This window comes from Kyrpidia tusciae DSM 2912 (genome assembly GCF_000092905.1).
GTDB lineage: Bacteria > Bacillota > Bacilli > Kyrpidiales > Kyrpidiaceae > Kyrpidia > Kyrpidia tusciae.
The window spans coordinates 941611-961187 of sequence record NC_014098.1 but is presented as its reverse complement, the minus strand read 5'-3'; the positions used below and the strand labels follow the sequence as shown (position 1 = coordinate 961187).

Annotated in this window: 18 protein-coding genes; 3 read left to right on the top strand and 15 right to left on the bottom strand. The window is 59.6% G+C overall.

Annotated elements, in window-relative coordinates; all coding sequences use genetic code 11:
- Window positions 1-2: 2 nt before the first annotated feature.
- The gene (locus BTUS_RS04835; RefSeq protein ID WP_013074988.1) at window positions 3-293 is read right to left on the bottom strand and encodes a 2Fe-2S iron-sulfur cluster-binding protein; all 291 of its coding nucleotides are present in this window, start codon (window positions 291-293) and stop codon (window positions 3-5) included.
- A 42-nt stretch (window positions 294-335) separates the two neighbouring features.
- Complete coding sequence (locus BTUS_RS04830) at window positions 336-1244, bottom strand: catechol 2,3-dioxygenase (RefSeq protein WP_013074987.1); 909 nt, start codon at window positions 1242-1244, stop codon at window positions 336-338.
- A gap of 482 nt (window positions 1245-1726) precedes the next feature.
- Here BTUS_RS04830 and BTUS_RS04820 point away from each other — a divergent pair, with 482 nt between their 5' ends.
- Window positions 1727-2473 carry an IclR family transcriptional regulator gene (locus BTUS_RS04820; RefSeq protein WP_013074986.1) on the top strand — a complete coding sequence of 249 codons (747 nt, stop codon included), beginning with the start codon at window positions 1727-1729 and terminating at the stop codon, window positions 2471-2473.
- Here the strand turns inward: BTUS_RS04820 and BTUS_RS18345 are convergent.
- Window positions 2424-2675 (bottom strand): hypothetical protein, encoded by a 252-nt coding sequence (locus BTUS_RS18345; RefSeq protein ID WP_041303741.1) that lies wholly within the window; start codon window positions 2673-2675, stop codon window positions 2424-2426. The two genes, BTUS_RS04820 and BTUS_RS18345, sit on opposite strands and share 50 nt — an antisense overlap.
- A gap of 17 nt (window positions 2676-2692) precedes the next feature.
- Here BTUS_RS18345 and ppx point away from each other — a divergent pair, with 17 nt between their 5' ends.
- On the top strand, window positions 2693-4240 hold the full coding sequence (gene ppx / locus BTUS_RS04810) for an exopolyphosphatase (protein ID WP_013074985.1): 1548 nt from the start codon (window positions 2693-2695) through the stop codon (window positions 4238-4240).
- Window positions 4218-6317, top strand: coding sequence for an RNA degradosome polyphosphate kinase (locus BTUS_RS04805; RefSeq protein ID WP_013074984.1), 2100 nt, complete (start codon window positions 4218-4220; stop codon window positions 6315-6317). The genes ppx and BTUS_RS04805 overlap by 23 nt, the downstream gene beginning before the upstream one ends.
- Before the next feature lie 29 nt (window positions 6318-6346).
- On the opposite strand, the gene BTUS_RS04800 is transcribed toward BTUS_RS04805, so the two are convergent.
- The 12 genes from BTUS_RS04800 to proB all read right to left on the bottom strand — a co-directional run bounded on the left by BTUS_RS04800 (window position 6347) and on the right by proB (window position 19529).
- Window positions 6347-7393 carry a CaiB/BaiF CoA transferase family protein gene (locus BTUS_RS04800; RefSeq protein WP_013074983.1) on the bottom strand — a complete coding sequence of 349 codons (1047 nt, stop codon included), beginning with the start codon at window positions 7391-7393 and terminating at the stop codon, window positions 6347-6349.
- A 45-nt stretch (window positions 7394-7438) separates the two neighbouring features.
- Window positions 7439-7786 carry a histidine triad nucleotide-binding protein gene (locus BTUS_RS04795; protein ID WP_013074982.1) on the bottom strand — a complete coding sequence of 116 codons (348 nt, stop codon included), beginning with the start codon at window positions 7784-7786 and terminating at the stop codon, window positions 7439-7441.
- A gap of 15 nt (window positions 7787-7801) precedes the next feature.
- The gene (locus tag BTUS_RS04790) at window positions 7802-8707 is read right to left on the bottom strand and encodes a decaprenyl-phosphate phosphoribosyltransferase (protein WP_013074981.1); all 906 of its coding nucleotides are present in this window, start codon (window positions 8705-8707) and stop codon (window positions 7802-7804) included.
- 151 nt (window positions 8708-8858) lie between these two features.
- Window positions 8859-9941 (bottom strand): 3-isopropylmalate dehydrogenase, encoded by a 1083-nt coding sequence (leuB, locus tag BTUS_RS04785; RefSeq protein WP_013074980.1) that lies wholly within the window; start codon window positions 9939-9941, stop codon window positions 8859-8861.
- Window positions 9934-11493, bottom strand: coding sequence for a 2-isopropylmalate synthase (locus BTUS_RS04780; protein ID WP_280990929.1), 1560 nt, complete (start codon window positions 11491-11493; stop codon window positions 9934-9936). Before BTUS_RS04780 ends, leuB begins: the two co-directional genes overlap by 8 nt.
- Before the next feature lie 36 nt (window positions 11494-11529).
- Window positions 11530-12516 (bottom strand): ketol-acid reductoisomerase, encoded by a 987-nt coding sequence (locus BTUS_RS04775; RefSeq protein ID WP_041304997.1) that lies wholly within the window; start codon window positions 12514-12516, stop codon window positions 11530-11532.
- A gap of 69 nt (window positions 12517-12585) precedes the next feature.
- Window positions 12586-13080 (bottom strand): acetolactate synthase small subunit, encoded by a 495-nt coding sequence (ilvN, locus tag BTUS_RS04770; protein WP_013074977.1) that lies wholly within the window; start codon window positions 13078-13080, stop codon window positions 12586-12588.
- Entirely contained in the window at window positions 13077-14744 is a 1668-nt protein-coding gene (ilvB, locus tag BTUS_RS04765) for an acetolactate synthase large subunit (RefSeq protein ID WP_052300711.1), read from the bottom strand. The genes ilvN and ilvB overlap by 4 nt, the downstream gene beginning before the upstream one ends.
- Before the next feature lie 100 nt (window positions 14745-14844).
- Complete coding sequence (ilvE, locus tag BTUS_RS04760; RefSeq protein WP_013074975.1) at window positions 14845-15750, bottom strand: branched-chain-amino-acid transaminase; 906 nt, start codon at window positions 15748-15750, stop codon at window positions 14845-14847.
- A gap of 465 nt (window positions 15751-16215) precedes the next feature.
- Window positions 16216-17097: a prephenate dehydratase gene (gene pheA, locus BTUS_RS04750; RefSeq protein WP_041303735.1), complete on the bottom strand. Its 882-nt coding sequence runs from the start codon at window positions 17095-17097 to the stop codon at window positions 16216-16218.
- Window positions 17098-17175: 78 nt separating this feature from the next.
- Window positions 17176-18429: a glutamate-5-semialdehyde dehydrogenase gene (locus BTUS_RS04745; protein WP_123809229.1), complete on the bottom strand. Its 1254-nt coding sequence runs from the start codon at window positions 18427-18429 to the stop codon at window positions 17176-17178.
- On the bottom strand, window positions 18420-19529 hold the full coding sequence (gene proB, locus BTUS_RS04740; RefSeq protein WP_013074972.1) for a glutamate 5-kinase: 1110 nt from the start codon (window positions 19527-19529) through the stop codon (window positions 18420-18422). Before proB ends, BTUS_RS04745 begins: the two co-directional genes overlap by 10 nt.
- Window positions 19530-19577: the final 48 nt, after the last annotated feature.

The following is a 19577-nucleotide window of genomic DNA, read 5'->3' as shown; positions in this document are numbered from 1 at the left end:
TCTCATGAGTCTTCTGTCAAACGGATGACCAGATCCGACTTGGGGGTGGTCTTGCACGTCAGAACAAACCCCCGTTCCCTTTCATCCCGGGGGAGCACCGCCACGGAGGTCTTGCCGAGCTCGTACGAACCCTCCACCACCCGCACCTTGCACAAGCCGCATCCTCCGCCCCGACATCCCCGTTTGATGCTTCGTACGCCTTGGGCGACAGCTGCAGCCAAAACGTCCTGATCGTGATTGCAGGTGAATTCCCGTCCTTTCCCGAGGACAGTGATCCGGTACCCATCGGCCATCGCCCAGCCGCTCCTTTCGCCCCCTTTGTTTGTACCCGGTGCTCAGGTCAGCGCCGTGCTGAACCGTTCATTCAGTTCCCTCATGTGATAGAAAATCCCTCTCGCCAACTGATCCTCCGTCCACGTCACCGGCGTGAAATCTTCGCAGGGGATGTAGCCGCCGCTGAACACTTCGTTGCGGTTCCCGGACGGGTCGAAGAAGTAGATCGTCGTGCCCCGGGTGATTCCGTGCCGGGTCGGCGTGACGTCGAAGGCCACATTGTTCTTCCCGAGAATGTCCGCCGCATGCAAAATATCGTTCCAGCTGCCCAATGTGAAGGCAAAGTGATGCAACTTTCCGTTCGGGCCTTTGAGAATGGCGATGTCATGGGGGGTGTTGGTCCTGAACAACCATACCGCCAGCAGCTGCTCACCGTCGAGGGTGACAATCCTCTCGCTCATGTGGAAATCAAACACTTTCATGAGCAGATCCGTCGCCCCTTGTACATCCTCTCCGGTGATGAGGAGGTGGTCCAACTGGGGAGGCGCAATGCCTTTCAGATTCTCGGGATACGGATCCGGATTCAGCTTCAGGCCATTGCCCACCCGTTCGATCTCGTGATACAACTCCACCAGGTGCCCCGTGGGCAGTTCAAAGCGAATCGCTTGTCCCTCGGCCAGCCTCGTCCCCTTCGACACCCGGTTCACCCGGACCCCGTAGTTTTCGAGTGATTTTTCAAACTCGTCCAACTCATGTTCGTACCGCACTTTGAACGCAAGATGAACCAAGCCGGCGTGATCCGCCTCGGTCAGGATCAGGCTGTGATGATCCTCTTCATCCCAGGCTTTGAAATACGCTTTGCCGTTCTCCCGGGCCATCAGTTGCAGCCCGATCACATTGGAGTAGTAGTCAATGCTTTTCTCCAGGTCCAGCACCCGGGCTTCTACCCTTCCCAGTCGCATGATACCCATTGTTCTGAAAATCTCCTTTCGTTTTGATTTCAGCAAACCTTTTCGTTTGCGTTTTGATTGTAAAGCGATTGTGAATCAAAAGTAAGTGCGAATCTCGACGAATGTCGCCGTACTTGTTTGTCGATTTACTCTATCCCGCCATTCGGTCTTCTTGAAACCCGCCCCTGCTGACTGCACGATCTGTGCATGTACGACTTTTGAAACCATCTGCGAAATGAAACTGCCTCTTCACCTTCAACAGAAACCGGGCGTTATAGCGAACCCCGTTTTGTGTTTTCGGCACCGCACGGAACCCTGCGGGTTCATCCAACCGGCGCCTCCCTCTTTCATGCCACACGCGTTTTTCGGTACGCCGCTTGAAATGTACGCCATCCACTTGAAACCAAGTTCGGGTTGAGTCAATAATAATTTAGGTAAGGTAGAAACACCGGCTCGAAATGAGACAAGACTCTCTCGTCGATCTATGGTTAGGGGGGAGCACCATGATCAAGTCGGTCGATCATGTCGTTAACATTTTGAACTGTTTTACTCCCGAGAAAACAGAGTTGGGAATTTCCGAACTCACTTCGCAGCTGAATATGAACAAGAGCACGGTCCACCACATTGTCAAGTCTCTCTGCAAACAAAAGGTCTTGGTACAAACGCCGGGGAAGAAGTACCGTTTGGGCCTGAAGGTTCTGGACTGGGGCCGATCCGTTTCACCGTTGCCGAAACTCCTTCAAGTGGCTTCTCCTGTCATGGAGTCGTTGGTGAAAACCACCGGGGAGACCGTTCATTTGGCCGTTTTGGAACAGACGGAAGTTTACTATCTGGCCAAGCTGCGATCGGAACGGGCGATCCGCATCGAGACAAAGATCGGAGGTCGCATGCCCGCTTATTGTACGGGACTCGGCAAGGTTCAGCTTGCCTTTCAACCCGACCGGTACGTGCGGCAGGTCGTGACCCAAGGACTGACGCCGATGACCCCCAACACCATCAGCGACCCGGACCGATTTTATGAAGAGATGCGGTCGATCCGACGGCAGGGCTACGCCATTGACAATGAAGAGTACGAGGTGGGGTTGTATTGCGTGGCCGCGCCGATCCGGGACGCCCATGACCATGTCGTCGCAGCCGTCAGCCTGGCCGGTCCCGAAGTCCGGCTGCGCCGAGAGACCGCAGGTTCTCTTACACGCCTCGTCACAAAAGCCGCCCATCAAATATCGGAAAAAATCTCCAGATTGCAGTGACCCCGGCCACGCTGGTGTCCGGGGTATTGCCGTGTCCCCACCCGAGGGTGGCGATGATGTGCGTTTTCTCCGTCGCCAGCCGGTCCAGCTCAATCGCCATTTCGTTGGCCTCGGTCCCGGCGTTCACCAGCCAGGCGTGTCGAAAGACCTCCGGGAATGCTGTACAATAGAAATAAAGCTTGGTGGTCCCCTGAGAAAACAACGGAGGAATTCATTGGGATGAGCCACGAACTCGGAGCCGTTGTCGACCTTGGATCCAACTCCGTCCGCTTGGTCATCTATCGACTTGGTTCACAGGGCACTCAACAAGAAATCGATAATCTTAAACAAACCGTTCGTCTCAGCAGCCACTTGGGGGACGATGGGCGAATCGCCGAAGCCGGGATCAAGGCGGCGCTTCGGGTATTGGAGCAATTCTGCCAGTTGTGCCGAGCGTATGGGGTAACCCACATCACGGGAATCGCCACCCAGGCCGTTCGCATGGCCGTAAACCGGGAGGAAGTGCTCAAGCGGATCTATGAAGCCACCGGGATCCCTTTCCGGGTGGTCAGCGGTGAGGAGGAAGCCCGGTACGGATACCTGGCGGTGGTGAATTCGCTGGCGCTGGAAGAAGGGGTCACCGTGGACATCGGCGGCGGCAGCACGGAGATCACCGTTTTTCGCGACCGCCGCCTGGTGCGGGCCGACTCCATTCCCTACGGCGCCGTCTCCTTGACCCGGGAGTTTCTCCGAAGTGATCTTCCGTCCATGAAGGACATGAAAAACTTGGATCGGGTCATTCAGAGAGAACTGGACCGCCGCCCGTGGCTCACGGGATTGGGATTCCCGGTGATCGGCATGGGGGGGACGGCGCGATCTTTGGCGCGCATTCATCAGCGCCGGCGGCATTATCCCCTGCTGATTCTCCACGGATACGAGATGTGGCCCACAGAGGTCACGGCGATCCTCGACATGGTTCGCTCCATGCCCATCGTCAAACGCAGGAACATCACTGGCCTGTCCGCCGACCGGGCGGACATTATCACGGCGGGGCTGGCAATATTGGATCAGATCCTGAAGCGAGTGGGCACGTCCCGGTTCGTCATCAGCAACAAAGGCTTGCGAGACGGGGTATTGATGGAACATATTCTGCACATTCGGGGACAGGAGTTGCTCCCGGACACCCTGATGTACAGCATTGAAAACATCCACGATCAGTTTGGCCTGAACCGGAACCATGCCTTTCACGTATGGAAACTGGCGGATCGATTGTTTACGGCCATGGTGAACCACGGCTTGGTGGAAGCGTCCGAAGAACATCGGCGCTGGCTTCAGGTGGCGGCGCTCCTCCACGACATCGGTCGAGCCATCAGTATCTATAATACGAGTAAACACACCTTTTACCTGCTCCTTCAGATTCCCCTTTTCGGGATCAGCCACCGGGACCGCGTCATGGCGGCGGCCATTGCAGCCTTCAAAAGCACCAAGCAGATTCAAACTTACCTTTCTATGTATCAGGAATTTTTCGACGAAGAGGATATCCCGACCATCACTCAGTTGGGAGTGATCCTGCGACTGGTCCGGGCCTTTGACCGCACGGAAACCGGTGTCGTCACCGGCCTCGACCTTCAACCCGATGGCCGGGCCTGGAAGCTGATTGTGAAGGCGAGGCAACCTTTGGGAATTGAGTTAGACCTGGCTTTGGAATGGACCAAGAAATGTCGAAAGGTTTTTCAGCGCGAGATACGGTTGGAGGTCGATGATCTTGACCACGCCTCAAGACTTTGAGAACCCGGCCTATTATATCAATCGAGAACTGAGTTGGTTGTCCTTTAACGAGCGAGTGTTGGAGGAAGCCCTGGACAGCGGCAACCCCTTGTTCGAACGCTTGAGGTTCCTGGCGATCACCAGCTCCAATCTGGATGAATTCTTTATGGTGCGCATCGCGGGGCTGAAGGAACAAATCAAGACGGGAAGCAACGTTCCCGACAACAAAACGAAGATGTCCGCCATGGAGCAGTGGAACGCGGCCCTGCGGCGCAGTCGGGACTTCATGCGCGACCAGATGCACGCCTGGCGGGAAGTGCTCGTCCCGTTGCTGCAAGAGGCGGGGATCTCCTTCATCGGGGCCAAACAGTTGAACCGGGAACAGAAAGCCTACGTCTCGGATCTTTTCGACCGAATGATTTACCCGGTGTTGACGCCCATGGCGGTGGACGCCAGCCGGCCGTTCCCGATGCTCCTCAACCGAAGCCTGAACCTGGCGGTGCTCATCGAATCGGAGGATCCGGAAAAAGAGCCCTATCTGTTTGCCTTTGTCCAGGTCCCCAGCGTATTGCCCCGGTTCATCGAGTTGCCGGCGGAAGGTGGCAAACGGACTTATATCCTGCTCGAAGAAGTGATTCGCATGCACCTGCAGGATCTGTTTCGGGGGAAGCACATCTTATCGGCGAGCCCTTTTCGCATCACTCGAAACGCCGATTTAACCCTTAACGAGGATGCGGCGGAAGATCTCCTCGAGGAGATCGAAAAAGAACTGAAGAAGCGCAAGACGGCAGATGCGGTTCGGATTGAAGTGGAGCGGGACATGCACCCGTACCTGCGGGAGGTGCTGGAAGAGTGGGAGGAGGTCAGCCCCCAGGAAGTATTTGAATTGGAGGGGCCTCTGGATTTGACCTTCCTGTTTCGGTTTGTCAACCAAGACGGGTTCGAAGCCTTCCGTTTTGTGGATTACCCCCCGATCCTCCCGACGGATCTCCGGGGGGAGCAGGATATCTTCGAGGCCATCCGCAAGCGGGATATCCTCCTGTATCACCCCTATGAATCCTTTGAACCCGTGGTGCATTTCGTGCGCCAGGCCGCTCAGGATCCCCAGGTTTTGGCCATCAAGCAAACCCTGTACCGGGTCGGAGGCGATTCCCCCATCGTGGCGGCCCTGGCCGAAGCGGCGGAAAACGGCAAGCAAGTCACCGTTTTGGTGGAACTCCGGGCGAGATTTGACGAAGAAAAAAATATCGTGTGGGCAAAACAATTGGAAAAGGCCGGCTGTCACGTCATCTACGGCCTGGTGGGACTGAAAACCCACGCCAAAATGATTCTGGTGGTGCGCCGGGAGAAAGACCGGCTCCGGCGCTATGTCCACCTCGGCACCGGGAATTACAATGAAAATACGGCTCGCCTGTACACCGACTTCGGCCTTTTCACCGCCAACGAACTGATCGGTGAAGATGTTTCTTCGATTTTCAATCAGCTCTCCGGCTATTCCTCCCTGCCCGAGCTGCATCACCTTCGAGTGGCGCCTTGGGGGCTGGAGGAGGCCTTTGTCGAGCAGATCGAAGAGGTGATCGCCCACTCCACCCCGGAACAGCCCGGACGCATTCTCGCAAAGATGAACGCATTGACGGATAAGGAAATGATTCAAGCGCTGTATCGGGCGTCCTGCGCCGGCGTTCAAATCGACCTGATCATTCGCGGCATTTGCTGCCTGAGGCCCGGGATACCCGGAGTGAGCGAAAACATCCGCGTCCACAGCATCGTCGGCCGCTTCTTGGAACACGGGCGGGCGTACTGTTTTCGCGCCGGGCGCCGGGAAAAGGTGTGGATATCCAGTGCCGATTGGATGACCCGCAATCTGGAACGCCGGGTGGAGACCTTGTTTCCGGTGCTCAATCCGAGGCTCAAGCGCCGGGTGATCGAAATTCTGGAGACCCAATTGGCCGACAACGTGAAGCGCCGTCAATTGTTGTCGGACGGCACCTACGTGCGCATAACCCCCGGGGAAGCGGAGGAACCCTTAAACAGCCAGGAACGGCTTTATGAAACAGCCCTGGACACCCATCGGCGGAATATCTACCCGCGAATTTGACCCACAGAACTGCTCGGGCAGATCGTCGTTCAGTCTGCCGACGCCAGGGCCTCTCGAACCCACGGCCACGAGTGTTCTCCCAGAGCCGGACCTCGGCCCTGGCGAAATGCGGGGTGGTCGGAAAACCGTTCGACCACCTCGGGAACGGTGAGAACCGGCATCAAACAGCAGTCCCACTGTTCGCCCAGGGTCGCCCACTCATCCCGGGGCCGGGATCGAAATAATTCCACCATCTCCCGGTACACCGGATTATCCGGGGATGCGGAAGACCGGCTTTTGTCTCGCCACTGTGGCCGACCCACACCTTGACAGAATCGATCCCAAAACTTTTGTTCCAGTGCACCCAGGGAAACCCAACCATCCTTCGCCCGGTACAGATGGTAGCAGACCACTCCGCCATTGAGCTCTTGTTTCTCCGGACCCGTGGGCAAACCCGCCCGGGCCAGGGCTCCATTCACCGCTTGAAAGGACAAAAGCATATCCTGCATCGCAACGTCGAGGTAAGCCCCCTCCCCGGTGCGTTCCCGGCGCCACAGGGCGGCGAGCACCGCCTCCACCAGCGCCACCCCGCCGGCATAGTCGGCCACAGTAATCCCCGGGACTGCCAAATGCTCCTCATCGCCGACGGCAACGCCGGTCACCGCCGTCACACCGGTAACGGACAAGTAGTTAATGTCATGGCCGGCCAGCTCAGCCCAGGACCCTTTCTGCCCGTAGCCGGTCACTGAACAGTAGATGAGCCGGGGATTGAGCTGCCGAACAGACGGTTCGTCCAGCCCCATCGCCTTCATCACTCCCGGGCGATAACTCTCGATGCACACGTCCGCGGCCCGAATCAAGGCGAGGGCTTGGCGACGGCCCGTTTCCTCGCGGAGGTCCAGGGCAACGCTTTGTTTCCCTCGATTGACCGCATCGTAGAGCGGTCCGAACAACCGCATGGGATCGCCGCCCCGCACATCCTCCACCTTGAGGACCTCGGCCCCGAGTTGTGCCAGTCGCCACGTTCCAAAGGGGCCGGGGAGAAGTCGAGAAAAATCAACGATTCTTAATCCGGCTAACGGTTTTGTCCCGTCCACGTGTCCCAGCCTCCTCGTTTTTGAATCCCCGACTCCGGCTTCGATTTAACCCGGCGGCCAGCCGAGCCGCCGGCCGCCCAATATGTGATAATGGAGATGAAACACCGTTTGATGGCCGTCCCGCCCGCAATTGGTGACCACCCGAAATCCGGTTGTGGCCACGCCCGTCTCCTCCGCCACCCGACGGATCGCCTCGTGGACCCCTTTCAGGATCTCCACCTCCTCCTCGCCGAGCTCCAAAACTGATGCAATATGGAGGCGGGGAATCACCAGGACGTGGACCGGGGCCTGGGGGGCGATATCGTGAAAGGCGACAACATGCGCGTTTTCGTATACCCTGCGTGCAGGGGATTCGCCGCGCACAATGCGGCAAAAAATGCAATCAGCTGCCATCAGCGCTCACTCCTTTTAGAGCCACGGCCAATAGACGACGGCAAAACTCGCCCCCACCCACAGGAGGCCGTTGATCACAAAGGGGGGGTCTCGCACCACAATCTGATCGGGATTCTCTCCTTCATTTTTCTGATTGACCAAATAGAGATAGCGAAAGAGACCGTACACGACAAAGGGAACGGTCACCATGGCTCTGGGACCTTGAGGTCCGCTGAAGGTGTACATGGCGTACGTCATAATGGTGGCGGCTGTCGAGATCGAAATCAGCTGGTTGAGGAGGTCCACCGTGTATACGCCGAGATTGGCCCGATGTACCGCCGCTTGGTCCTCCAGGGCAGCCAGTTCCGCCCGCCGTTTACATAGCCCCAGCACCGAGGCCAACAGGAAGGTTGTCAGCAAAAGCCACGGGCTCGGCGGCACTTCAGCAGCAAACGCCCCGGCCACCACCCGGAGGACAAACCCCAAGGCGATGATTAACACGTCCACGATGGCATAATGTTTCAAGACAGTGCTATACAGCAAATTCATCGACCCGTAGATCAGCAGCACCGTCGGCACGCCTGCGCCCGTGTCCGCCACCCAGCCCAACCACTCGGCCGCCACAAATAGAGCGGCGGCCAAAACCACCGCCGGCCCCGGGGACACCCGGCCGGACGCCAAAGGGCGGTGCTTTTTTTTCGGGTGAGCCCGATCCCTGTCCATGTCCATGAAATCGTTGACCACGTAGACGGCACTGCTCATGAAACAGAATGCCACCGTGGCCGCCACCGTGGCCCACAGGGAGCCCCAGTTGCCGATCTTTCCGGCAAAAAACACCGGCGCCAAGACAAAGACGTTTTTCATCCATTGACGGGGGCGCATCAGTGTCCATAAGTCGCTCCCCGCAGCCGAAATCGCCCGGCCGTGCGTACCCCGTTCCACAATGTTCCCCCCGGTCTCTTCAGCCTCGCCGGTTCCATGGAGACGGTGAGGTTGTCTCTTTCCAGATACACATCCCATTGTACACGAAAAGCGCCCGGGGGGAATCCCTCCCGGGCACGTTCCGCCAGACTCCACTGCTTCTCAGACCGACTTACTCGAGTTCCAACCTTTCGAGAACGGCATCGGTGATCTCCTCCGTCCGGCTGATGCGGTCCCCCGGGCCCGCCAAGTCGGCCGTGCGATACCCTTCCGCCAGCACACGGTTTACCGCTCGGACGATGGCCTCCTCCGCCCTGGGTTCATTCAGGCTAAAACGATACATCAGCCCGACAGACAAGAGCGTCCCCAAAGGGTTCGCAAGGCCCTGTCCAGCAATATCCGGCGCTGAACCGTGAACAGGCTCGTACAGTCCTGGCCCATCGCCGAGGCTGGCGGAGGGCAACATCCCGATCGAGCCGGTGAGCACCGCCGCTTCATCGCTGAGAATATCGCCAAACATGTTTTCCGTGACAATGATCCCGAACTGGTTCGGACTGCGAACCAATTGCATGGCGCAGTTATCCACCAGCATGTGGCCAAAGGGCACATCGGGGTAGTCTGTTGCCACCCGCTCCACCACTTCCCGCCAGTGGCGAGAGCTTTCGAGCACATTGGCCTTGTCCACGGAAGTCAGCCCTTTTCCCGCTTTCCGGGCGGCGTCGAAGGCCAGGCGGACGATACGCTCGATTTCCGGCGTGGTGTACACCAGCTCGTCCACCACCCGCGTGCCGCCGTCGATGGGCTCCCGGCGTTTCGGGCCAAAATACAGTCCGCCCGTCAGCTCCCGGACGATCAGGAGATCCACCCCTTCCACCTTTTCCCGGCGCAGAGGGGAGGAACCGAGAAGGGGCGTATAGGCCCGCACCGGACGCAGGTTTGCATAAACGCCAAGGGCTTTCCGAATCCCGAGCAGGCCCGCCTCGGGGCGGCGATTGCCCCCCAGCCGGTCCCATTTGGGGCCTCCCACAGCACCGAGGAGCACGGCGTCGGCCTCCCGGGCGGCTTTCAAGGTGCCCTCGGGCAGCGGTTCTCCAAAGGCTTCAATGGCCGCCCCGCCGATGGCGTGTTCCTCAAAGATCACCTCGTGACCCAAGGCCCCGGCGACGGCTTCGATGAGCCGCCGCCCTGCCTGAACCACCTCGGGTCCGATTCCGTCTCCAGGCAGCAGGGCAAGGCGATAGACCTTTTCAGACACCCGCTTTCACCCGGGCTGCACCCGCAGACCGCCCCTGCCCCGCTGCCAACCGATTCACAGCATCCAGGTAGGCTTTCGCACTGGCTTCCAATACATCGGTGCTCACACCCCGGCCGCTCACCACGGCTTCACCCTGCCGCACCTGGACCCGCACCTCGCCGAGGGCATCCCGGCCACCGGTGACCGATTGAATCTGATAACTCACCAGTTCAGTCGCTCCCCCCGTCACCCGATCGATAGCTTGGTAAATAGCGTCCACGGCGCCGTTGCCCACCGCGGCTTCTTCCACCACGGTCCCGTCCGCCAGCCGCACCCGGAGCGTCGCCGTGGGAACGGCGGTGTTGCCGGCGGAGATGTGCAGGTACTCCAGTTGATAGAGGTCCGAGCGTTCCACGGTATGACTATCGTCCACCAAAGCGGCGATGTCGTCGTCCGTCACCGTTTTCTTTTTGTCACACAGGTCTTTGAAACGTTTAAACAACTCATTGACCTCTTCATCGGAGAGCTGATAGCCCATCTCCGTCAGCTTTTCCCGGAAGGCGTGGCGCCCGGAGTGTTTGCCGAGCACCAGTTTGCTTTCCGCCACCCCGATCGTTTCAGGTTTCATAATCTCGTAAGTCAGCTTCTCTTTCAGTACCCCGTCCTGGTGAATGCCGGATTCGTGCGCGAAGGCATTCGCCCCGACGATGGCTTTGTTCGGCGGCACCACGAATCCTGTGAGTTTACTCACCAGTCGGCTGGTGCGGTAGATCTGATTGAGCACAATGTTCGTTTTCGCCTGGTAGAAATCCGGCCGGGTCGCCAATGCCATGACCACCTCTTCCAAAGAGGCGTTGCCCGCCCGCTCCCCGATGCCGTTGATCGTGACCTCCACCTGGGTGATTCCCGCCTCGATGCCCGCCAGGGTGTTCGAGACCGCCATCCCCAGATCGTCGTGGCAATGGCTGGACAGCTTGATCTTTGCAATCCCGGGCACCCGCTCCCGCAAGGCCCGGATCTTTCCCGCATACTCCTGGGGCGTCAGATAACCCACCGTGTCCGGGACATTGAACACCTTGGCCCCGGCTCGGATCGCCACCTCGGCCACTTGGCAGAGAAAGTCGATGTCCGTCCTCCCCGCATCTTCAGCCGAGAATTCCACGTTGCTCATATACTTGACCGCATAGCGAACGGCGGCGTCGATCTGTTCCAGAACTTGTTCCCGGGTCAATCTCAGCTTGTGCTGAAGATGGATGTCCGAGGTTGCCAGAAAGACGTGGATTCGCGGGTCCTCGGCATCCCGCAGGGCCTCATACGCCCTGTCGATATCCGACTGGACACTGCGGGCCAAACTGCACACGGTCAACCCGCGCACCTCCCGGGCAATTTCCGCCACGGACTCAAAATCGCCCGGCGACGCCGCCGCGAATCCGGCTTCGATGACATCCACGCCCAGACGGCCCAACTGACGCGCGATCTCCAATTTTTCTTCCCGGCTGAGGTTAATTCCAGGGGATTGTTCGCCGTCCCGCAGCGTGGTGTCGAACACCTCGATGGTCCGCATGTGTGCCACCTCCCGCGTGTGTACCGCTCTGTAAAAGAGCGGAGGTCATTTGTTAATCCAGGTCATCATTTCCCGCAGTTTTCCGCCCACCACTTCGATGGGATGATTCTGCTCCGCTTTCCGCCGGGCGTTGAAGAACGGCCGGTTGGCCTGGTTCTCCAGAATCCATTCCCGGGCGAATTGCCCACTTTGAATCTCGGCGAGAATTTTTCGCATCTCGGCCCGGGTTTCCTCGGTGATAATCCGGGGCCCGCTCCGGTAGTCCCCAAACTCCGCCGTATCGCTGATGGAGTACCGCATCCGGGATAATCCGCCCTCATACATGAGATCCACGATCAGTTTCATCTCGTGCAAACACTCGAAGAAGGCAATCTCGGGTTTGTATCCGGCTTCGACGAGGGTCTCGAAACCGGCTTTGATCAGGTTGGAGACTCCGCCGCACAGTACCGCCTGTTCGCCAAACAGGTCGGTTTCGGTTTCTTCTTTGAACGTGGTTTCGATCACCCCGGCCCGAGTCGCCCCGATGCCTTTGGCAAAAGCCAGGGCGACCTCTTTGGCCTTGCCGGACGCGTCCTGGTGAACCGCCAGCAGCGCCGGCACCCCGGTACCTTCTTGGAAGGTGCGCCGAACCAGGTGTCCCGGACCCTTCGGGGCGATCATCGTCACGTCCACGTCCGCCGGGGGATCGATCTGGCCGAAATGAATATTGAATCCGTGGGCGAACATGAGCATCTGGCCACTGCGCAGGTTCGGTAGCATCTCCTCCCGATAGGTCTGGGCCTGGCGCTCGTCCGGAATGAGGATTTGGATCAGGTCGGCCCGCTCGGTGGCCTCGGCCACAGACAGGACTTCAAACCCGTCCGCCTCGGCCTGCTTCCAGGAGCGGCCCGGCCGCAGTCCCACCACCACCGATACGCCGCTGTCGCGAAGGTTTTGCGCTTGGGCGTGGCCCTGACTGCCGTAACCCAGCACCGCAACCGTCTTCCCGTCCAACAATTTCAAATCCGCGTCTTGTTCATAGTAGATTTTCAATGACAAAACGATTCGCTCCCATCTGTACAAGAATGTGAATCAAGAGATTTGCCGCCGCTCTTAAAACGGTCAGACTCGCACTTTGACCAAGCTGCCCCGCATCAAAGCGGTCACGCCGGTTCGGGCGATCTCTTTGATGCCGTAAGGGCGAAGGAGCTCGATCAAGGCGTCGATTTTATCCATATCGCCGGTGGCCTGGACCACCAAGCTGTTCCGGCCCACATCCACGATCGCCGCCCGGAAGGGCTCAATGAGATGGGTGATCTCCGGCCGAGTGGTCGCCGTCGCCGCCACTTTGATAAGGACCAACTCCCGGGCCACCATGGCCTCTTCCGTCAAGTCGTTCACCTTGATGACATCTACCAATTTGTGGAGCTGCTTCATAATCTGTTCCAGGGTTCGTTCATCACCGGAGGTGACCAAGGTCATGCGGGACAGCCCTGCTTCCTCGGCGTTGCCCACGGTGATGCTTTCGATGTTGAACCCGCGCCGGGAAAACAATCCGGCGACCCGGGCCAGCACCCCCGGTTGATCGTTGACCAGGACCGAGAGAACGTGCTTCAATCGTCCCACCTCCCGATCATCTCATCGGTGCCCGCCCCGGGAGGCACCATCGGGAAGACATTTTCTTCTTCAGGGACGACAAAATCGACGACGACCGGTCCGGGGTGAGCGAGCATTTCGCGAATGGCTTCCCGGGCCTCCTCCGGCGTCTGGGCCCGAAGGCCGCGGATCCCGTACGCTTCCGCCACCTTCACGAAATCCGGAGCTCCCACCCGGGACTCCGCGTAACGGCGGTCGTAAAACAACTGCTGCCACTGCCGCACCATGCCAAGAAACCCGTTGTTGATAATTGCCACCTTGACCGGCAGGTCGTTTTCCGCCACCGTCTGAAGCTCCTGGATATTCATCTGGAAGCTGGCGTCCCCGGCCACACAGATGACCGTTTCGCCCGGTTTTGCCAACTGCACCCCCATCGCCGCCGGAAACCCGAAACCCATCGTTCCAAGCCCTCCGGAGGTGACCCACTGCCGGGGGTGCTTAAACCGGTAGAACAGGGCCGCCCACATCTGATGTTGTCCGACCTCGGTGGTGAGGATCGCCTCGCCCTGGGTCGCGTCCCACAGCATCTCCAGAACCTGCTGGGGTTTCAACACCCCCGGCTCGGCTTTGTAGCCCAGGGGCCACTGTTCATCCCAGGCCCGGATCTGCTCGAGCCAGGCCTTGGTCCCCACCGGTCCCACCTCGGGGAGCATGGCCGACAGCACCCGTTTCACGTCGCCCACCAGGGGCAGATCCACCGCCACGTTTTTCCCGATCTCCGCCGGGTCGATGTCGATGTGCACCTTTTTTGAATGCGGCGAAAATCGTTCCAATTTGCCCGTGACCCGGTCGTCAAACCGCGCCCCCACGGCGATGAGGAGATCGCATTCCATCACCGCCCGGTTGGCCGCGAAGGTCCCGTGCATGCCCAGCATGCCGACAAACAGCGGATCGGCGGAAGGAAACGCCCCCAGTCCCATCAGGGTGGAAACCACGGGAATGCCCGTTTTGTGTGCAAACTCCCGCAACTCTTCAGCAGCCCCGGAATGGACCACGCCGCCGCCGACGTACAGCAGCGGCCGCCGGGACTCCCGGATTGCCTCCGTCACTTTCGACAACTGGGTGGGATTGGGTGTATACGTCGGGTTGTAGCCCCGGATAAAAACGCGCTCGGGCCACTCAAACACCGCCTTTTGGTTTGCGACATTCTTGGGCACATCGATCAGTACCGGCCCCGGCCGGCCGGTGGCGGCAATATGAAACGCTTCCCGCACCACCCGGGGAATATCCGCGGCGTCCCGCACCTGATAACTGTGTTTCGTGATCGGCATGGTGATCCCGATGATGTCGGCTTCCTGGAAGGAATCGCTGCCAATGAGGTCCGTGGCCACCTGGCCCGTAAACAAGACCAGAGGAGTGGAATCCATATACGCATCGGCGATCCCCGTCACCAAGTTCGTGGCCCCCGGCCCGGAGGTCGCGAGCACCACCCCGGGCCGCCCGGTCACCCGGGCATACCCCTCTGCCGCGTGAACCGCTCCCTGTTCATGCCGGGTGAGGATATGCCTGATTCCGGAACCGTACAGCGCGTCGTAGATGGGCAACACCGCGCCGCCGGGGTACCCGAACATGATCTCCACGCCTTCCCGTTTCAAACACTCCACCAACATCTCCGCCCCGGTCATCACCCTGGGGCCGGCCGCCGGGGCCGAGGCCTCAGGTTCGGGCACAACCTCCAGCTTTTGCGTTTCCATCCTTTTTCACCTCAACCCCGTCGTCTTGGTTTTAGACCTGATGGGAGGCGGCTTCGGGATACACCTGATAGCCGTCCACCCGAGTCAAGGCCCGGAAATGCTCCAGCAACCGCTTGGTCATCTCCCCGGGGACGCCCCGACCGATTTCCCGGCCGTCCACCTCCACCACCGGGATCAACTCCGCGGCGGTGCCCGTCAGAAAACATTCATCGGCGACAAACACATCGTGCCGGGTAAAGGGCTCTTCGGCCACCGGGATGCCTTCCCGCTGGCAAATTTCGATGATCGCGTTTCGCGTGATCCCCTCCAACGCCCCGAGATATGTGGGTGGAGTGATAACCCGCCCGTTTTTCACGATAAACACGTTGTCGCCCGACGCTTCGCAAACGTAGCCATCCTGGTTCAGAATCAAGGCCTCCAGAGCCCCGGCGCGGCTCGCTTCGATTTTGGTTAAAATATTATTGAGATAGTTTAACGATTTGATTTTCGGATTGAGAGCATCCGGATTGTTTCGCCGGGTGGGCACCGTCACCACTCGTAAGCCCTGATCATAAAATTCTTGCGGATACAATTTAATCTGATCGGCGATGATGATGACATTGGCGCCCGAGCAGTTATGCGGGTCGAGCCCTAAATCCCCGGGGCCCCGGGAGACCACCAGGCGGATATACGCGTCTTTCAGGCCATTCCTGCGCACCGTCTCCGCCACCGCCTGTTGCATCTCTTCAAAAGTCAGTGGAATCTGCAACAAAATTGATTTGGCCGACTCATAAAGTCGTACAATGTGCTGGCGGAGGCGAAAGATGTTCCCACCGTACGCGCGAATCCCTTCAAAAATACCGTCTCCGTACAAAAATCCGTGATCGAATACCGAGACCGTCGCCCTTTTGGGATCGACGAACTCCCCGTTCAAGTAGATGAGTTGACCTTCACTCACCGCTCTCTCTCCCTTCTCACTTACCCCATCGGGGAAAACGGAAAAAGCCTTTCACCCCCGGCACACTTGGTGCACGGTCCGGGGCGAAAGGCTTTGTTCGCGGTACCACCCAGGTTCGTCGGCGTTTCGCAACGCACGACCTCGTGAAGTCTCTCACAATACGAGACTTCCGACGGGATAACGGCCGCCGCTTGCCGTCGTCGCCTACTGGTACCTCCCTCTCAGGGGAAGCCGTTCGGCGAGAGGCTCAGGGGTGAGCTGGACATCGGAGATAAAGGCCGGGCTCCCACCTTCCCCGACTCTCTGGGCTTTAGAGCTCCGCGTCTTCCTGTCCCCGTCATTGCCTGTGTTCTTCTTCACCGTGTCGAGTTGCCGCCGCACGGGCAACCGATTGAAATATTTATCTCGGATTATAGAGGTCGGACAAAGGAGTGTCAAGGGTTTCTTCTAAAGGTTATGTGAAGATTATGCGATGACCGGATACGTCCCGAGGTCCCGAACCGCCGCCCCAGTTTCATGAATCCCCTCCACCGCCCGAATCACCGCCGGATCCCACCACTGTCCCTCCATGTCCACAAAAAAATGATAGCTACCCAGTCCTCGGCGGGTGGGGCGGGACTCGATCCGGGTCAGGTTGACCCGTTCCCGGGCAAAACAGGCCAAAACCTCATATAAGGCGCCGGGATGGTCTTCCCCGAGCGTGATCAGGGCGGACGTTTTGCTGGCACCGTGCCGCCGACAAAACTCCCGCTGCTGTTCCTCGGTCCACCGAGACTGGGCGGCCACCAACACAAATCGGGTCCGATTGTTGGCCTCGTCTTGAATCTCACTGGCAAGGATTTCTAGACCGTAGATCCGGGCGGCTAAGCGGGTTCCGATCGCCGCCAAATCCTCGGGATCCCGGATAACCCGTTCCGCCGCCGCGGCCGTGCTTTCAGCCGCATACTGAGGGACCCCTGGAAAGTGGTTTCGAAGATATCCCCGACACTGGGCCAGGGCCTGGGGATGACTGACAATTCCCTCGATCTGCTCTCCCGAAACCCCCGGACGAGCGAGAAGGTGGTGAGAGACGGGCAGGGCCGCCTCCGCCGCGATGACCAGTCCCCCTTCGTGGGCCAACCAGTCCAAAGTGATATTCACGGATCCCTCCAAGGAATTCTCGATGGGCACCACCCCGAAGGCCGTGGCTCCAGAAGCCGTCAGGTCGAGCACATCCGCAATGGTGTCGCAGGCCACCCATTCTTCTCCAGGGAGATCTGAAGCCAAAACGCCGGACATGACCCGGGCCGCCTCCTCGGTGAAGGTCCCGGACGGGCCGAGAAAGGCCAATTGTGTTTGTGCTGTCATTGTGAAAATCGTACCGGCTCCTCTCCACAAGAATCCAACAACCGTTCTCGAAGCAACGCCAAGCCTCCCGGCAGCCTGTTACGGGCGCACCTGTCCCCTGCCCCGGATGACGTATTTGTACGTGGTCAATTCTTTGAGGCCCATGGGCCCCCGGGCGTGTAATTTCTGCGTGCTGATGCCGATTTCCGCTCCGAACCCGAACTGGAATCCGTCCGTGAAGCGGGTGGAGGCGTTGTGATACACCGCCGCCGCATCCACTTCCCGAAGAAAGCGCTCCGCAGCCTCTTTGTCTTCGGTGACGATCGACTCGGAGTGATGGGTGCCGTAGCGATTGATATGCTCGATGGCCGACGGCAGATCCGGCACCACCCGAACCGCCAAGATCAGTCCGAGATATTCCGTGGCCCAATCCTCCTCCCCGGCCGGCACCACATCGGGGACCACGTCCCTGGTCCTCGGGCAGCCGCGGACCTCCACGCCCCGCTCCCGCAGGGACGCCACGATTCCGGGCAAGAAGGCGTCCGCCACGGCCTCGTGAACCAACAGGGTCTCAATGGCGTTACACACTCCGGGCCGCTGGGTTTTCGCATTGATGGTCAGAGCCGAAGCCATGTCAAGGTCGGCGGCCTGGTCCACGTACAGATGACAGTTGCCCACCCCGGTTTCGATCACCGGGACAGTGGCCGTCTCCACGACATGTTGGATCAGCCCCGCGCCCCCCCGGGGGATCACCAGGTCCACCAGCCCCTTGGCCGTCAAAAGCTCATCCACCGCCCGGCGATCGGGGTCATCCAGCAAAATCACCGCATCCGCAGGGATCCCCTCCGTTTCGAGGCTCGCCCGCAAAACCGTGACGATGGCGCGGTTGGAATGGAGGGCGTCGGAACCCCCGCGAAGAATCGCCGCACTCCCGGCTTTGACCACCAAACCCGCCGCATCCGCCGTCACATTCGGCCGGGACTCGTAAACCATGCCGACCACCCCGAAAGGCACCCGCACCTTTTCGATCCAAAGACCGTCTTTTTGTTGCCAAGCCTCCAACACTTCACCGATCACGTCGGGAAGACCTGCAACCTGGCGCAAACCCTCGGCCATCTCCGCCACCCGGCGCTCACTCAGTTGCAACCGGTCCAACAGTTCCGGCCTCACGCCCCGCTCCCGAGCCGCCGCCACGTCCTCCTCATTGGCGGCGAGGATCTTCGAGACGTGCTCCTCCAGTCCCCGGGCCATGGCCAAAACACCCTTTTGCCGCGCCTCCGGCCCCGCCGCCGCCACTTTTCCCGAAGCCTCTTTCGCTCGAAGCGCCAATTCTTTGACAAGGGTCACTTCCATCCCTCCTCCATGATCACCAAATCGTCCCGATGAACCACTTCCGGTTTTCGGGCTGCCACACCCATCTCCCGGATATCCTGACTGCGCAATCCCCGGACATTTTGTAAATCCCTGGCGTCGTAGTTCACGACGCCCCGGGCGATCTCCCGGCCGTCCGGTCCCACAATGCTGACCACGTCCCCGGCCGAGAAGGATCCCTGAACATCCAACAGTCCCGGAGCAAGTAGACTTCGTCCGTCCCGGCAAAGCGCCCTCACCGCGCCTTCGTCTACGATGAGGCGACCCCGGGGGGCGGAACTATAAGCGATCCACCGCTTCCGTCCCCGGATGTGGGGCTGCGGCTCGACATACGTCCCTCCATCTTTGCCTTCCACTGCGTCGAGAACCGCCCGGGGCCGCCTGGCCGACGCGATAACGGTGGGAATCCCGGTGGAGGAAGCGATTCTCGCCGCCTGCAGCTTCGAACGCATGCCCCCGGTACCCACCCGGGAGCGGGTTCGGCCCGCCGCCCGCCAAATTTGCGGAGTGATCTCCACCAGCCTGGGAATCCGAACGGCGCCGGCATCGACCCGGGGGTCGGCGGTGTAAAGCCCGTCCGTATCTGTCAGCAGGACCAGAAGATCTGCGTCCACCATCACCGCCACCTGGGCTGACAGGGCATCGTTGTCCCCGAAGCGGATCTCCTCCACCGCCACGGTGTCGTTTTCATTCACAATAGGAAGGACCCGATGATGCAACAAGGTCATGAGGGTGTTCCGGGCATGGACATACCTGCGACGCTCCCCCATCACGTCCCGGGTGAGCAGAACCTGGGCGATAATGATCCCGCGCCGTTCAAAAATCCGCTCGTACGCTTGCATCAGGACGCCCTGGCCCACGGCGGCCGCAGCCTGCTTCTCGGGAATGGTAAGTCCCTCGGCCGGAAGACCCAGGCGCATCCGCCCCGCCGCCACCGCTCCGGAGCTGACCAGAACGGCCTTCCACCCGTCCTTCATCAATGCGCTCAGTTGATCTGCCGCCGCCTCCATGTTTCCGGTGTGTAAGTGATTCCCTTCCATCAACGAGCTGCTGCCGATTTTTACGACGACCGTTCCAGGCATGATTGACGTCCACCCATCCGTGAGGCCCCCCGGACTGCCCCAGCCCGC